Genomic DNA, 13,960 nt, shown 5'->3' with positions numbered 1-13,960 from the left:
CCGCACAGTGGGCAGGGCCGGAAGGAAACGGGACCCGGACTCACCCGGCGAGCCCGGGGGCGGTACCCGGAGACAGGCGGTCAGCCGATTTTGGGGAGTGTGACATGGCTGCCCTTCAGCTGACGGTCGTGGTGCCCTGTTTCAACGAGGCCGAAGCGATCGAGACCTTTCACACCGCGTTGCTCGCCGCACTCGAACCCTTGGGCGGCGACCTGGAAATCTGCTACGTGGACGACGGCAGTACCGACGGGACGCGGCTGCTGCTGGGCGGTCTCGCGGCACTCGACACGCGCGTCCGGTACACCGCCTTCAGCCGCAATTTCGGCAAGGAGGCGGCCATGCTCGCCGGGCTCCGTATGTCCCGGGGCTCCGCGGTCGTCCTGATGGACGCCGACCTCCAGCATCCGCCCGAACTCATTCCCCGCATGCTGGAACTGCACCGCCACGGCTACGACCAGGTGATTCCCCGACGCGACCGGACCGGCGAGGGGAAGCTGCGCAACGCGCTCAGCCACACCTACTACGCGCTGGTCCGCCACTGTATGGACGTGGAAGTCATCGACGGCTCCGGAGACTTCCGACTGCTGTCACGACGGGCGGTGAACAGTGTGCTGTCGCTCCCGGAGAGCAATCGGTTCTCGAAGGGAATCTTCTCCTGGATCGGCTTCGACACGGTCAGCTTCCGGTACCGGAACCGGGAGCGCGCGGCCGGGCAGTCGAAATGGGGCAGCAGGAGACTGCTGAACTACGGAATCGACGGACTGCTGTCCTTCAACAACCGTCCACTGCGCCTGGCCATCTACACCGGATTCTGGGTCTTCGTCTCGGCGCTCGTCTACGCCTTGTGGACCGTGGTGAATGTGCTGCTGAACGGCGCGGAGACCCCCGGTTACGCCACTCTCCTCACCGCGGTCGTGGCACTCAGCGGAATTCAGCTGATCACGCTCGGAGTCATCGGGGAATACGTCGGGCGCATTTACCACGAGGCGAAGCACCGCCCGCCCTATGTCGTACGGGAGACCAACGAAACATGTCCCTCGCTGCCGGGAGCACCAGAACCGGTCGCCACGGGCGAGCTGAGCGACATCGCGGCCGACCGGTCGCGCACGATACGGCAGTTCGCCTCCTTCGTGCTGATCGGCTGCGTGAATACGGCGGTGTATCTGGCCGTCTATTACGTGCTGAACCGGTGGATGCCGTATCTGGCCGCCCACGCGGTGGGTTTCACGGTCAGCTTCGTCGGCTCCTTCCTGCTCAACTCCTACATCACTGTCGGGACGAGGCCCACCTGGCGCGGGTTCGCGCGGTATCCCCTGTCGAGCGTCATCAATCTCGTGGCCTCGGGCGCTCTGCTGCATCTGGCGGTCAGCGGTCTGGGCATGGACAAGAACCTCGCAGCCCTGGCCGCGGGCGTACTCGTCACCCCGTTCTCCTTCCTGCTGGCCCGGTGGGCGATCACTTCGGGCCGGGACGCTCCCGCACCGCCCGACCGGCCCGACGACAACCGGGCCGAGCCGTCCGTGATCAAGTCGGACAGCCACTGACGGCACCCGGCCCTCTCCGGAGACGAAAGGCACCCGCACATGGTTGGCAGCGTCCCGGGAACCGCCGTTCCGGAACCGCCGGACGAAAAGGGACGGCCCGACAGGAAGGGACGGCCCGACGGGCAGCGGCAGCACGCCGGGCCGGGCGCGCCGCCGGACGAACGGGCCCGGCCGTCGGGGACGCGGTCCCGGGCGGATCTCTGGGTACCGGCCCTCGCGCTCGTACCGCTCGGTCTGCTCGCCGCCGCGTCCTGGTCCGGGCGCTGGGTCCGCCCCAGCGCCGACGACTGGTGCTTCCTGCCGGTCGTACGGGACGAGGGCGTCTCCGGCATCGTCGGCAAGTTCTACCTCGACGACAACGGACGGATCGCGAACGGGCTGCTCGTCGGCGCCTACGCGAAGTTCGGTGTCGCCGGGCACCAGTGGTTCGCCCTGGTCAGCGGCGTACTGATGCTGGGCATTCTGTGGGCGGTGGCAGCCGCGGCGCTGCGCAGGGCGGGGCTGACCGTGCCCCGCGGCACGGCGCTCCTGATCGCGTCCATGGTCACCGCGCTCTTCCTGTTCGTGACGACCAACACCTACAAGACGTTCTACTGGCCCGCCGCCTCGGTGTCGCACACCCTGCCCCCCGTGCTCGCCTGCGCCGCGACGATTCCGCTGCTGCGGGCCCGCTCACGCACGGGCAGGACCATGGCGTCGGCCTGCGTCGCGCTCATGGGCCTGGTCATCGGCACCCTGTCGGAAGAGACCACGGTCGTCGTCGTGGTCGTCCTGTTCGCCGGTCTGCTGATCGGCCACCGGGTCCTCCCCGCACATGCCCGGACCTACGGGTGGGCGTGGTGCGCGGCGGGCATCGCCGGGACGGGCATCGGAGCCCTGATCCTGCTCGCCTCACCGGGCTCCCGGACCCGGCGCGAACGGTTCGGCGCGCGGAACGCGGACCTGCTCGCCCCCGACGCGCTCATCGCGTCGCTGCGCGGGTTCGGCGAGATCATGGTCACGGTGGCCACGACGTGGCAGTACATCGGGGCGGTCGCGGCGGGACTCCTGCTGGGCCTGGTCGCCCGGCGTGCCGACGGCGGCCCGCTCCGCACGCCCCCGCACTGGCCCCTGCTCGCCGTCACCGGCACGCTCGCGCTGCTCGTGTCCGGATACCTCTGTACCGTCATCACCTACCCGGCGTTCGGTGAGCGCGTCGCGACCGCCAATCGCCTCTGGAACGACTACCTGTTGCTGTACATCGCGTTGCTCGTCGGCGCGGGCCTGCTCCTCGGGCAGGCCGCGCGGCGGCTCGTCCGGCACACGGGCCCGGCCAAGGCCGTCTGCGCCGTGCTCTGCGTCCTGGTGTGCGTCGGCCCCGCCGTCTCGCTCATGCGCCTCGACACCAATATGCGGGCACGGGCCCAGCGTTGGGACCACCAGGACCGATGGCTACGGGAACGGGCGGCGGCGGGCGCCGAGGTCCTCCCGTACAAGGCGGTCACGGTCAGCGGGATGCTGGAGCCGTTCGGCCGGCAGGGGCGTGACACCTGGCCGGCCGGTTGCGTGGCCGACTACTACCGCCTCGAACGCGTCACCTACTCGACCGAGCTTCCCTGACCCGGGGCGTTGTCAAGGGCGCCGAACGGCATCGCCCGGAGACGGCCGGAACCAACCCGTGCGAGTGGGGAAGGGGCATGCGCATTCGGTCCGCCGGCAGTGGGTGCGCCCGTCCGCCAGGTGCGGCAGCCGGCCGAGCAGGCGTTCATAGGGCGTAGCGATTGGAAGGATGCCTGACCGCGATACTCCTTGGGGTGGTGCAGAGCGCAGCGCTTGAGGCTTCGTCGTGGAGGTCTGCGTGACATCGTGGGAGAACGACCCGGCGTATCCAGCAGTGGAGCAGGCGTTCATCAACGCTGATCCGCTTGAGCAGGTGGGAGGCCCCCTCGACGTACGCGCGGTGGTGGCGGGTATCCCGGCGGTCGCCAAGGACGGCTTTCTGATCGAACAGGTGCCTTGGGGCCGCTTCCCCGAGGGCGTCAGAGTTCAGGAGAGCATGGAGCGAGTGCGCTCAGGTGACGCAGCCGCCGTCGACAGGGCTCTCGACATGCTCGGGGGCCTGTGCGCCAACGACATGAGGGCGGCGGTGGCGCCGGCCGTGCCGTTCCTGCTGCGTATCGGAGCTGATCCGCAGGCTCACCATCGAGCTGCTGCCTTGGCCGTGGTTTCCGCGGTGGCGCGTTGGAGGCACCACGGTGTGTGCACGCGTGCCGACATGCTTCGGCCTCGCTACAGCGGTGACGAACGGGGCTTCGAAGTCACCGGATACCTGGGCAACTGGTCGGTCGAGGCCGCTCGTGACGCGATCACGGCGGACGTGGACCTTCTCAAGGATCTGCTCGACGATCCCGAGGCCGACATACGCGTGGGCACCGCATACGTGCTGGCGGCTGCATCCGGCCGTGCGCAGGTCGTACGGGACGCGCTCCATGAGCGCCTTGACATCGAAGACGATCCGACCGTACGCGCGGGCCTGGTGCTGGCCGTTGCGGAGTTGGCACGCGCCCGCCAAGACACGAGGGCCCTGGAGTGGACCCGGTCGTGCTGGTCCGATCGGACACGGTCCCCCGAGGTGCGCGTCAGTGCCGCGCTGGGGTGGATGTGCCTCTCTGACGCGCCGGTCCCGGACGCACTGCACGCCATGCTGGACAGTCTCGCCACCGACGAGACAGCCCGTGTGATGGGCCCGCTGCCGTGGATGCGCGCGATCGAGGGAATCGACGGCGACGGCCTGCGCCGCTGCCTTCGCGAGATGTTGCACCCCGACGCACCCGATTCCGAAGATCACTGGGACCCCTGGTCCTGAGCTGCTCCCCCAGGGGTCAGCCCGGAGGCCGCACGCGCATCCCAGTAGCCCCGGGCTGGGCCGTGATGCGCCGGATCAGGACCTGGGCCGGGTGCTCGGCGGTGTCCAGTTCGCGTTCGGCGGCGGCCTGGGCCGGGAAGCCGGCGAGGGTGATGGCCGGCGGGCTCGGCGCGGGCGAGGGCCGTGACGAGGGCAGGCCAGGACGGGTCGGTGAGGATGCGGTCGGCTTGGGCGCGCCGGCCGTCGCGGTGGGTGTGAGGGCGGTGGCCGTCGGCGCGGACTCCGGTGGCCATGATGTGGAGGGCGGGCCTGTTACCGTGACCTCGACGGCAAGGAGCACGCCCGCCACTTCGAGCGGAAGCTCGACGCCCAGCGCCGGCTCGACGAAGTCGCGAACAGCGTGGTCACCGGTCAGCACGTCGACCCGCGCGCCGGTCATATCACCTTCGCGAAGTACGCCGAGGAGTGGGCAGGCCCGCTCATCGCCGGTGAGACGGGTGGGCGCATCACCGACAACGCGCTCCTGCTCCACCTCGTACCGGCGCTGGGTGCCCGGTGCATGGCGGCGACACGCCGCAACGACATCCAGGTGCTCTTCAGCCGCTGACACGAGATCACGCAGGTCACAGGTTTGTCGAGTGCCCCGAGACTTGCCAGACCGGACCGCTGCAGAACTGCGCGCGCTCGGGGACCGTGTCCGTCATCTACGTATGCAGGCCAACTGCACGCAGGAGGCTTTCGCGGAGATGACCAATATCAATCGGCGCACGCTCCAGCGAATTGAACGCGGTGTCAGTGATCCCCGGTACACCGATCTTGTCCGCATCGCCGACGCGATCGGAGTCCCTCTCACCGACCTCGTCCGCGAGTAGACGTGCCGCTGCTACCTGAGCCCGTGCCTGTTCGGATCACGGCAGACACCCTTCGTGGTGCCACACCCGAAGCACCCCGCGCCGCCTTCGTCGTCATCGTCCGCGTGCAGGATGGCCATGTCGGCTCCGTTCGGGGGTGTGACAGGTGCACGCGCAGTCGGGGCGCCGGCAGTGGGTGTGCCCGTCCGCCAGATGCGGCAGGGCAGCGGCCCGGCAGTGCGCGCTGTACGTGTCACCGCGTAGCTCCTCGGCGAGGGCCAGCAGGTCGTCCAGCCGGGTCTCCGCAGCCGCGGCCTGGGCGAGTTCGGTGTTCGTGATCGGGTCGCCGCGCCACAGGAGCGTGATGCCGTGCTCGGGGCAGCGGGCCATGGTGTCGGTCTCGACGGGGAACGGGTGCACCCCGTTGCGGTGGTGGCAGTTCATCGGGTGCCCCTCTGCGCTCCGTGGCAGACGCAGGCGCAGCGCAGCCGCTCCGCGACGGCCCCGCCCACGACGGTGGCGCTGGTGCCGGGGCAGTGGCGGTGTCCTCCGGGCCAGGACCGCTCAGTGGCGACCCTGCACTCCGGCGACCGGTACCAGGGCTGCTGCCCGGCGGCGGCGGTTCTCACCGGGCCACCCTCCGACCCGCACAGGCCAGCGCGTCCAGGCATTCGCGGGGGAACCACGAGTACGCGGCACCTGCGGCCGGCCGGATCCGCTGCTCACCCAGGTCGACACCGAGGTCGGTACCGAGCGGCGCCTCACACCACGTACATGCTGCGCCGCGCTGCTGAGCGTCAGACATCATGCCGACGTCCGGGAGAGGCGTAGTCGAGCCCACATCGGGCACCACTGGTGGCACTACAGGCGTCGTCACGGGTCAGCTCCTCAGTGCGGGCCAATTGGTCCGCCAAGCGTCGTACCGTCAACGCGACAATTCGAGGACTTCTGGAGGACTCTTCAGGGCCTAGATAAGGACTTTCATGCCGTCATGCGGGTGAGTGATGGCCCCGTAAAGGACTTGCTGTGAAACTGATCTGAGTACCCATCACGGAGGTGGTCACGTGTCCCAAACCGCGAGCAATACCAGACTGAAGGCAGCTCGTCTGACTGCGGGCTACCACTCGCAACAGGCTCTGGCGACCGCGCTCGGCGTCGGCGTCCGGCAAGTGAGGCGGTGGGAGTCGGAGGCGCCGCCATGGCCGCACCCGGACCTCCAGCAGGCTCTCACGCGCGTGCTGGGCCAAGACCTGGAATCGCTGGGATTCACCCCTCCCCACGGACGGGACCGCGGGCCGGACCCCGTGCGCCGACAGTTGGTCGGGGCGACGGTCGCGGCCGTCGGCCTCGCCGTCGTACCACTGCAATCCGCCACCGCCATGCAACCAGCTTCCGTCGCACTCGACTTCGAGGCCGTGACCCGCTCACACCGGCGCTTGTACTGGTCAGTGGCTCCGGCCAACCTGCACCCGGCGGCCATTGCTCACGCCACTCTCGGCTGCGCATTGCTCCCTGAGGCAGCCGGTCAGACCCGTTGCGCCGTCGCCGCAGCCCTTGCGGAGACCTACCTTCTCGCCGGTCGGATCGAGTTCTTCGACCTGAGGGAACCGGACCGTGCGGCGGCCACATGGCTGCGGGCGCTCCAGGCGGCAGGCGAAGCCGACGACCCACTCCTCGGAGCCGCCGTGCTCGGCCACACGGCCTTCATTCCCGGCTGGTGCGGCGACCGGGAAGCAGCAACCGAGAGGCTCGTTGCAGCCCGCACCTATGCCCGGCGAGGACCTGCGCCGGCGCTGCTCATGGCGTGGCTGGATGCTGTCGAGGCCGAATGCGAGACCCGGTCCGGGCGCACTCGGACCGCACTGCACCTGATCGGCCATGCCGAGGACCTCCTTGCCAACGAGCGAGAGGAGGCCGTTCCTGAGTGGCTGGACTGGTTCTCTCCAGTCCGCCTTGCCGCTTTCAAGGGCAACACGCAGTTGCTCGCCGGGCACCTGCCTCAAGCGCGTACCACTCTCCTCGGAGTCCTTGAAGACTTGGCGCCGGCGGAGGAGAAGCAGCGGTCGGTGATCCTCGGCGATCTGGCCGCCGTGGAGGTTGCCGCAGGCGCCCCCGAGGCGGCCTGCGAGCATGCTCTGGAAGCCCTCGACCAGCTGGAGCGCACTTGGTACGCCACTGGCATGGACCGAATCCGGGACGTCCGTCGATCTTTGGCCCCGCACCAGCACAAGCCGTGCGTCCGCCACCTGGATGACCGGTTGTACGGGTGGTCGACGACCGTCAGCGCGCTCGCTCGTTGAACTTCGCGATCTGCTCCGGCAGCTCGGCGAGGGACTCGACACGGAACGTCGGCAGGTCCCTGGCCTCCGCGGTGTGCCATTGGATGGTCCCCCATGGTCCGCGGCGGATGAGCGCGGTGTGCATACCGGCGGCGGCCCCCGGCCGAAGGTCGTTGTCAACCCGGTCGCCCACGTAGAGGATCTCAGCGGGCTCCGCGGGGACGACCTCGGCGACGCGCTCGAAGAAGAGCGGGTCCGGCTTCGACGCGCCCCAGTCATCCGAGGTGCCGATCAGGTCGACGTCCCCGGAGAACAGCGTGCGGAGGATGCCGCCTGCACGGATGGTCTGGTTACCTGCGATGCCGAGCCATAGCCCGTCGGCGCGGAGCTGGGCGAGGGCGGGCCGCACGTCTGGGTAGAGATCCGACTCGTCGAAGTGCTCGGGCTGGCCCGCGTCAGCGCGCGCTTGGCGCTGCTCGTACAGGTCGAAGCCGGGCTGGAACTCCTGGAAGGTCTCGCGGTAGTCCCGCCCCTGGGCGATCACCGCGCCGAACATGGCAGCAAACGTATGCCGCGGAACGTCCAGCCAGTCGGCCCAGGTGCCGTACTCCCTGGTCTCGTCCACCAGGCACTCACCAACGTCGAAAACGACTGCGCGAATCATGGGGTGATCGTAGAACTTCGCCCAACTGTGCAGCCATTCGATCGTTCGAGGATGCCGATGGCTTCTACCGGGGCAGTCCGAACTGGCACGGTCGGGGCGCGAATGCGCGCCCCGACCGCGGCGCCCGGTGTTCGCTAGATGTGGGTTGGCCTGTCGGGTTCGTTGATGGAGCCGTCGTCGATTGGCCGGCCGTTGATCCGGGGCTGGTCCGGCCGGATACGGATATCTCTGATGTCGAAGGTGGGTGCCTCGGCTCCGCCGGTGAGGCTGAATGTGAAGGACTCGCCCGGCTCGATCACCTGCTTGAGTGACCAGCTGGCCGCGGCGACTGTCACGGGCAGCCCATAGGTGTCCGGTTGCGGTTGCGCTGGGTCGAGTTCAGCTCCGTCGCCCTCTGAGACGTTCACCGTGCCACCCAGCCCCTTGGGCAGGTAGAACGACAGACGCCAGCCTTCCGCGATGGCCGCCGGGGCATTCTCGGGGTTGCTCAAGGTCACTCCGGCTTTGAAGTAGCCGACGTCCTGTTCGACCACGTTCAGCGTCAGGATCGGCCCGTCCTGCACGGTGTACGGCTGCCGTGCCGAATCGACCTCCTCGAAGACCCAACGCATCTTGCGGTCGTCCGGATCGAGCTTGGACTGCTGCACAAGCTTGGTGCCGGCCTGATCCACCGACAGATACGAATACTGGGGCTGTTTTGACTGGATCGTGTAGGTGCCGTCGTGCTGCTTTTGGAAGACGAAGGGATGCAGGGAATGAGTCTGCTCAACGTCAGGGAGTAGGTACGTCGTCGCCATGTACTTCTCGCTGTAGCCGTTCTGCAGACAGCTCAAGTCTGTGACGGTCCAATGCGTGCTGGTCGAGTCGGGGCCACCTCCGAGGATGATGCCGATCCCGGGCCATGTGCTGAGGCTCTCCAGCTTGGCGATCCGACCGTTGTGTACCGACCGCAAGATGTATGTCTTTCCTTCGGTCGGGTCCGCTGAGGCGGCACGACGGGGGCGGGGCAACGGGCGGAATCCAATAACCATCCAGCCCAGGTTTTTCCGGGTGGTGTCGGGGTTTCCGGCGTGAATACTTGAGACGTAGTAGCCGGGGATCGAGAAGTCGCGCGTGACCCGCGAGGAATGAGGGTCGTTGCCGATCCATTCCGACTCGAAGCCCGAGTCGAGCGCAAAGCTGAAACGAGTGACGCCGATGATACCGTCGTTGTGCTGACCTTCGACCCAAATGCGCGTCATGTAACCGTAATTGGAAATCTGCCAATCATGCATGGTGCCGTCTTTGGATCCCACCGTGGCAGTGTATACCCCGCCATATCTGAGAAGAATGCCGCACGGCCGTTTGTGGCTGGCGTATTTTCCCTCCCACATCCGCAATTGGGTGATCTCTCCGCGGGAAACGCCAGGGGCGGTGCACTCGGCGGGGATGTTCCCAGGGATGCGCCCCCATGGACCGTTGAAGACCTCCTGAGCCCCGAGGATGCCGACGACGTCGTGCCCTTCGGGGTATTTCACAGGGTTGAGATACGGCCAGATCTCAGACTGCTGGAAGCCGTTCACGTACATGACGCGGGTGTATGCCAGGCGATCCCAGTCCGTGTTGATGCCGGAATGGCCCTCTTGGTAGTGGTCGGCCGCCCACTTTGAATAGTGCGTCTCGTAGTTCTCTGTGTCATTTGTGGGGCGTGTGAACTCGTTGAGTTTCTTGGCGTACATGTCGATGGTGCCCTGAGGGACGCCCCACCTCTTGCCATGGAGGTACAGGTCTCGGAGTAGGAGGATTTGCAAGTTCGCCAACTGGATGAACAGCGGTACCTGTGCCACTGCGTAGTCCTTGTTTTGAAACTCCGCAATCGAGCCGTTGACCGAGCTGTATACGATGTCCCATTTTTGATAGATGGACACTGGGTCGTCGTCGAGGGTGACGAGCACGTGGTAGTCGGCGTAGTTGTCCCTGATGCCGGTCAGTTTGTCCGTCAGGCGCTTGAACCGCTCGGTGGTGATCTTTTCATCCACGACTTTGTTGACTTGGTCCTTGATGGATTCCCATACGTCAACTGACTTGCTGGGGAAGAGCGCCTGCATGAGCCAACCCGTGAACAGGCCCGCCACCGGTCCGATGCCGGGGACCATGCTGGCGGCGAGGGCAAGAATGTCGGTCGCTGCCCCGACGGGGTCGAGTCCGTCGGACCCGGTGGCCCGCTGTTGCGGCGGCGACGCCTCCACCGGCGCCATGCCGTTGGAGGCGTCGCTTGTCTGGTCTTCTGCGTTCACGGAGACTTCCCAGTGCTCATGGCGTGCCGGCCGATATCCGGGCCGCCGGCTATGCGGCGTGCCGGATGACCGCCGCCACCTGCCACCTTGAGTTACCGTGCGGGAGCCGAAACGTAGAGTGTCGATCTTTCACCCATGCGTGTACCGGAGTGGCTGAGCGGTCCTGGTGCCATGCTGCATCTCGGTGAGCTGCGGTTCTCTGGTCGCCTGGGCGTGGTGGATGGTTGGGCCGCCCAGCCGACGGTCGATCACTGAGTGACTGACATTCTTTCGCAGGCATTGAATGCGCGGCACCTCAAGCTGCGTGCCCGCCAGTCCCGTGGTTGGGCAGGGCCCTGGACACCTCTGCCCTTGTCGAGTGGCGGGGTGGCGAGCACATCGGTAGGCGATCTGACGCGGCCCCCAGGGTGCCATGCCTCACCATGGGCAGCAGACGGGTGTCATCGGCTGTCGCGGGCGGCGGTCAGCTCCGGGTCCATCGGGACGAGAGGCATTCCGGTGGCGGTCATCCGGGCGTCTGGCTGATGTGGTCGAGGGTCAGGCCGAGGAGCCGTCCCGCCGGGGGAAGCGCGCGCAGGAGGCGCTGCCCGCAGTGGAGGGTCTCACCGACATGGTGCCGCATGGTCTGCGGCACGGGCACAAGGTGTGGCTGGACGGGCAGGGGCATCCGCGGGTCGCGGTCGAGGAGCGGATGGGGCACAAGCCGCAAGGTGTCGAGGGAACGTACTCGCACACCTCGCCGGAGATGGAGCTTGGCATCGCGCGGGGCCTGCAAGAGGCGTGGGAGAAGTCGCTGACTGATGAGGTCGACCAGACGGCGGAGTGGCGAGAGAGGCGCTCCTCCTGACCTCGTCTCCCAAACGTCTCCCAAATGATCTACGGATGGCAGAGAGGCCCGGCCGCTCGAAGCGGCTGGGCCTCTCCCATTCCTGCTCTGACCTGCTGTCCAGCCCGAGGGCAGATGGCGGGCAGATCAGGCCTGCTTGGTCTCCCAGAAGATCTTGTCGATCTGGGCGATCAGGTCCAGAGCCTTCTGGCCGGTCGCCGGGTCGTTCGAGCCCTTGGCCGCGGAGAGCGCCTTCAGGGTGTCGTTGACCAGCTGGTGCAGCTCCGGGTACTTCTCGAAGTGCGGGGGCTTGAAGTAGTCGCTCCAGAGCACCGAGACGTGGTGCTTCGCGAGCTCCGCGCGCTGTTCCTTGATCAGGACGGCGCGGGTGCGGAAGTCCGCGTCCTCGTTGGCCTGGTACTTCTCCTGAACGGCCTTGACAGACTCCGCCTCGATGCGGGCCTGGGCCGGGTCGTACACACCGCAGGGCAGGTCGCAGTGGGCGCTGACCTTCACCTTGGGGGCAAACAGGCGGGAAAGCATGGGGCTGTCCTCCTCGTGATCGTCTTCTCAGGTGGGACATTACTCCGTGAGCGACCGGATTCAGCGGCTGGCCCATGGGCTTAGGCCAAAAGTCCAGGGTGAGTATCGGACCGGTGGCCGAATGTACGTAGCGGTGCGCGGGAGGTGTACTGGAGGACGGACCGGGGAGGTACGGGAGATGCAGGAGCTGACACAGGAGCCCGGACGGGGGCGCGCCGCGCGGGTGCCGTTCCAGGTCGTGGAGGTGACGGGGCCGTCGATGGTGCCCACGCTCTACCACGGTGATCTGCTGCTCGTGAGGTACGGGGCGCCGGTGCGGCCGGGGGACGTGGTGATTCTGCGCCATCCGTTCCAGCAGGATCTGCTGGTGGTGAAGCGGGCCGTCGAGCGCCGGGCGGGCGGCTGGTGGGTGCGGGGCGACAACACGTTCGCGGGCGGGGACAGCACGGACTACGGGACGGTGCCCGAGGAGCTCGTGCTGGCCCGGGTCCGGGTCCGCTACCGGCCGTTGAAGAAGGGTCAGCGGTCCGTGCTCGGCGTGCTGGGCTGGGCCTTCTCCGCGCTGCGGCCGGTCTCGGCGGCGCGCTCCGCCTCCAGGCGCTTGCGGGCCCGGTAGGCGGCGACGTTGGCCCGGGTCGCGCAGCGGTCCGAGCAGTAGCGCCGGGAGCGGTTGGTCGAGGTGTCGAGGTACGCGTTGCGGCAGGGCGCGGCCTCGCACAGGCCGAGCCGGTCCACCCCGTGCGAGGTGAGGTGGAAGGCGAGGCCCATCGCCGCGATCGCGGCGTACCCGGCGGTCGCGTTCGAGGGGTGGTCGGCCAGATGCATGTGCCAGTCCGGCTTGCCGTCCTCGTCCCGGGTGTCATGGCCGGAGATCTGCGGGCTCACGGGGAACTCCAGCAACAGGGAGTTGAGCAGGTCGACCGCGAGGGTCTCGTCGCCGAGGTCGGCCGCCTCGAAGACCGCGCGCAGCCGTCCCCGTACGGACCGGAAGCGGGTCACATCCGCGTCGGTCGCACGGCGGGCCGCCTGGCCGTTGGCGCCGAACAGGTCCCGGACGGCTTCGACCGTGGTGAGGATGTCCTTGTTACGGGCCGGCTCCTCGGTGTTGACCAGGCGCACTGCATAGTCCGAGTAATAGGCCAGTTCCACTTGTAGTCCTTACGGTGTCGGTCTAAAGTCGATGCGTCGACCAGTGTAATGGGCGTTATTGGCAATTGAGTATTACGTGGAGGATGGCGTGACGGAGACGGCGGCGGGCACCGACTGGCAGTCCTGGCAGGAGAGCTGGGACCGGCAGCAGGAGTGGTACATGCCGGACCGCGAGGAGCGGTTCCGGGTGATGCTGGACATGGTCGAGGCCGTGGTGGGGCCGGAGCCCAGGGTGCTCGACCTCGCGTGCGGTACGGGAAGTATTACGGACCGGCTCCTCCGCCGGTTCCCGAAGGCCACGAGCACCGGCGTCGACCTCGACCCCGCGCTGCTCGCCATCGCCCGCGGAACCTTCGACGGCGACGACCGGGTCACCTTCGTCACCGCCGATCTCAAGGACCCCGACTGGACCGGGCTGCTGCCGCACGACTCCTACGATGCCGTGCTCACCGCCACCGCTCTGCACTGGCTGCACAGCGAGCCGCTCACCGCACTGTACGGGCAGATCGGCCAACTCGTGCGGGACGGCGGTGTGTTCATGAACGCCGACCACATGATCGACACCGACACCCCCCGCATCAACGCCGCCGAGCGCGCCCACCGGCACGCCGCCATGGACCGCGCCAAGGCCGCGGGCGCCCTCGACTGGGCCGACTGGTGGGCCCTCGCCGCCAAGGACCCGGCCCTCGCCGCTCCCACCGCCGAGCGGTACAGGATCTACGGCGAGCACGCGGACGGCGACATGCCCTCCGCGGAGTGGCACGCCCGTACGCTGCGCGCGGCCGGGTTCGGCGAGGCGCGCCCCGTCTGGGCCTCGCCCTCGGACACCCTGGTGCTCGCGGTGAAGTGACCGCGCGTCGGGCCGGAGCGGGACGGGGGAAGGGCAACGGCCACCGCCTCGCTGCCCGTCTACTTCACCGCGGTGATGCTCCTGTACGGCCTGGTCAGGCTGACCGGGCTGCTGCCCTACCCCACCTACGTAC

At 67.9% G+C, this 13,960-nt stretch carries 14 protein-coding genes and 2 pseudogenes; 10 read left to right on the top strand and 6 right to left on the bottom strand.

Annotated elements, in window-relative coordinates:
• Positions 1 to 104: 104 nt before the first annotated feature.
• The 3 genes from ABT170_RS25160 (at position 105) to ABT170_RS25150 (ending at position 4,389) form a co-directional block, all read left to right on the top strand.
• Positions 105 to 1,544, top strand: coding sequence for a glycosyltransferase (locus ABT170_RS25160; protein WP_329940366.1), 1,440 nt, complete (start codon positions 105 to 107; stop codon positions 1,542 to 1,544).
• A gap of 39 nt (positions 1,545 to 1,583) precedes the next feature.
• Complete coding sequence (locus ABT170_RS25155; protein WP_351870968.1) at positions 1,584 to 3,143, top strand: DUF6056 family protein; 1,560 nt, start codon at positions 1,584 to 1,586, stop codon at positions 3,141 to 3,143.
• Positions 3,144 to 3,381: 238 nt separating this feature from the next.
• Complete coding sequence (locus tag ABT170_RS25150; protein ID WP_351870965.1) at positions 3,382 to 4,389, top strand: hypothetical protein; 1,008 nt, start codon at positions 3,382 to 3,384, stop codon at positions 4,387 to 4,389.
• A 28-nt stretch (positions 4,390 to 4,417) separates the two neighbouring features.
• On the opposite strand, the pseudogene ABT170_RS25145 reads toward ABT170_RS25150, so the two are convergent.
• A pseudogene (locus ABT170_RS25145) lies at positions 4,418 to 4,616 on the bottom strand (relaxase/mobilization nuclease domain-containing protein); the annotation flags it as partial.
• Positions 4,617 to 4,789: 173 nt separating this feature from the next.
• On the opposite strand from ABT170_RS25145, the gene ABT170_RS25140 reads away from it, so the two are divergent.
• Positions 4,790 to 4,996, top strand: a complete 207-nt coding sequence (locus ABT170_RS25140) for a hypothetical protein (RefSeq protein ID WP_502970566.1) — start codon at positions 4,790 to 4,792, stop codon at positions 4,994 to 4,996.
• Positions 4,938 to 5,261 carry a helix-turn-helix domain-containing protein gene (locus ABT170_RS25135; RefSeq protein ID WP_502970565.1) on the top strand — a complete coding sequence of 108 codons (324 nt, stop codon included), beginning with the start codon at positions 4,938 to 4,940 and terminating at the stop codon, positions 5,259 to 5,261. Before ABT170_RS25140 ends, ABT170_RS25135 begins: the two co-directional genes overlap by 59 nt.
• Positions 5,262 to 5,354: 93 nt before the next feature.
• Here ABT170_RS25135 and ABT170_RS25130 read toward each other — a convergent pair whose 3' ends face one another.
• Complete coding sequence (locus ABT170_RS25130; RefSeq protein WP_351870959.1) at positions 5,355 to 5,684, bottom strand: hypothetical protein; 330 nt, start codon at positions 5,682 to 5,684, stop codon at positions 5,355 to 5,357.
• 620 nt (positions 5,685 to 6,304) lie between these two features.
• On the opposite strand from ABT170_RS25130, the gene ABT170_RS25125 reads away from it, so the two are divergent.
• A complete protein-coding gene (locus ABT170_RS25125; RefSeq protein WP_351870956.1) occupies positions 6,305 to 7,540 on the top strand; it encodes a helix-turn-helix transcriptional regulator in 1,236 nt (411 codons plus the stop codon).
• Here ABT170_RS25125 and ABT170_RS25120 read toward each other — a convergent pair.
• Complete coding sequence (locus ABT170_RS25120; protein WP_351870954.1) at positions 7,521 to 8,183, bottom strand: HAD family hydrolase; 663 nt, start codon at positions 8,181 to 8,183, stop codon at positions 7,521 to 7,523. The two genes, ABT170_RS25125 and ABT170_RS25120, sit on opposite strands and share 20 nt — an antisense overlap.
• 134 nt (positions 8,184 to 8,317) lie before the next feature.
• On the bottom strand, positions 8,318 to 10,459 hold the full coding sequence (locus tag ABT170_RS25115; protein WP_351870951.1) for an insecticidal delta-endotoxin domain-containing protein: 2,142 nt from the start codon (positions 10,457 to 10,459) through the stop codon (positions 8,318 to 8,320).
• Between the two features lie 526 nt (positions 10,460 to 10,985).
• Between ABT170_RS25115 and ABT170_RS25110 the strand changes: the two genes are divergently transcribed.
• Entirely contained in the window at positions 10,986 to 11,306 is a 321-nt protein-coding gene (locus tag ABT170_RS25110) for a hypothetical protein (RefSeq protein ID WP_351870948.1), read from the top strand.
• A gap of 126 nt (positions 11,307 to 11,432) precedes the next feature.
• On the opposite strand, the gene sodN is transcribed toward ABT170_RS25110, so the two are convergent.
• Positions 11,433 to 11,828, bottom strand: a complete 396-nt coding sequence (sodN, locus tag ABT170_RS25105) for a superoxide dismutase, Ni (protein ID WP_150487741.1) — start codon at positions 11,826 to 11,828, stop codon at positions 11,433 to 11,435.
• Positions 11,829 to 12,006: 178 nt separating this feature from the next.
• Between sodN and sodX the strand changes: the two genes are divergently transcribed.
• Positions 12,007 to 12,444 (top strand): nickel-type superoxide dismutase maturation protease, encoded by a 438-nt coding sequence (sodX, locus tag ABT170_RS25100; RefSeq protein ID WP_329942051.1) that lies wholly within the window; start codon positions 12,007 to 12,009, stop codon positions 12,442 to 12,444.
• Here the strand turns inward: sodX and ABT170_RS25095 are convergent.
• On the bottom strand, positions 12,348 to 12,977 hold the full coding sequence (locus tag ABT170_RS25095) for a CGNR zinc finger domain-containing protein (RefSeq protein WP_329942052.1): 630 nt from the start codon (positions 12,975 to 12,977) through the stop codon (positions 12,348 to 12,350). The genes sodX and ABT170_RS25095 overlap by 97 nt on opposite strands.
• Positions 12,978 to 13,065: 88 nt before the next feature.
• Between ABT170_RS25095 and ABT170_RS25090 the strand changes: the two genes are divergently transcribed.
• Positions 13,066 to 13,827 carry a class I SAM-dependent methyltransferase gene (locus ABT170_RS25090; protein ID WP_351870944.1) on the top strand — a complete coding sequence of 254 codons (762 nt, stop codon included), beginning with the start codon at positions 13,066 to 13,068 and terminating at the stop codon, positions 13,825 to 13,827.
• 33 nt (positions 13,828 to 13,860) lie between these two features.
• Positions 13,861 to 13,960: pseudogene (locus ABT170_RS25085) on the top strand (ABC transporter permease); the annotation flags it as partial.

Origin of the sequence: Streptomyces sp. NPDC001787 (genome assembly GCF_040297465.1) — a bacterium.
Classification (GTDB): Bacteria; Actinomycetota; Actinomycetes; order Streptomycetales; family Streptomycetaceae; genus Streptomyces.
The sequence above is the reverse complement of the archived record's forward strand: the minus strand, read 5'-3'. Positions and strand labels throughout refer to the sequence as shown.

Excerpts from the sequence above, each read along its gene's own strand:
- ABT170_RS25160 (WP_329940366.1), top strand. The coding sequence starts at position 105 with ATGGCTGCCCTTCAGCTGACGGTCGTGGTGCCCTGTTTCAACGAGGCC.
- ABT170_RS25155 (WP_351870968.1), top strand. The coding sequence starts at position 1,584 with ATGGTTGGCAGCGTCCCGGGAACCGCCGTTCCGGAACCGCCGGACGAA.
- ABT170_RS25130 (WP_351870959.1), bottom strand. The coding sequence starts at position 5,684 with ATGAACTGCCACCACCGCAACGGGGTGCACCCGTTCCCCGTCGAGACC.
- ABT170_RS25120 (WP_351870954.1), bottom strand. The coding sequence starts at position 8,183 with ATGATTCGCGCAGTCGTTTTCGACGTTGGTGAGTGCCTGGTGGACGAG.
- sodN (WP_150487741.1), bottom strand. The coding sequence starts at position 11,828 with ATGCTTTCCCGCCTGTTTGCCCCCAAGGTGAAGGTCAGCGCCCACTGC.
- sodX (WP_329942051.1), top strand. The coding sequence starts at position 12,007 with ATGCAGGAGCTGACACAGGAGCCCGGACGGGGGCGCGCCGCGCGGGTG.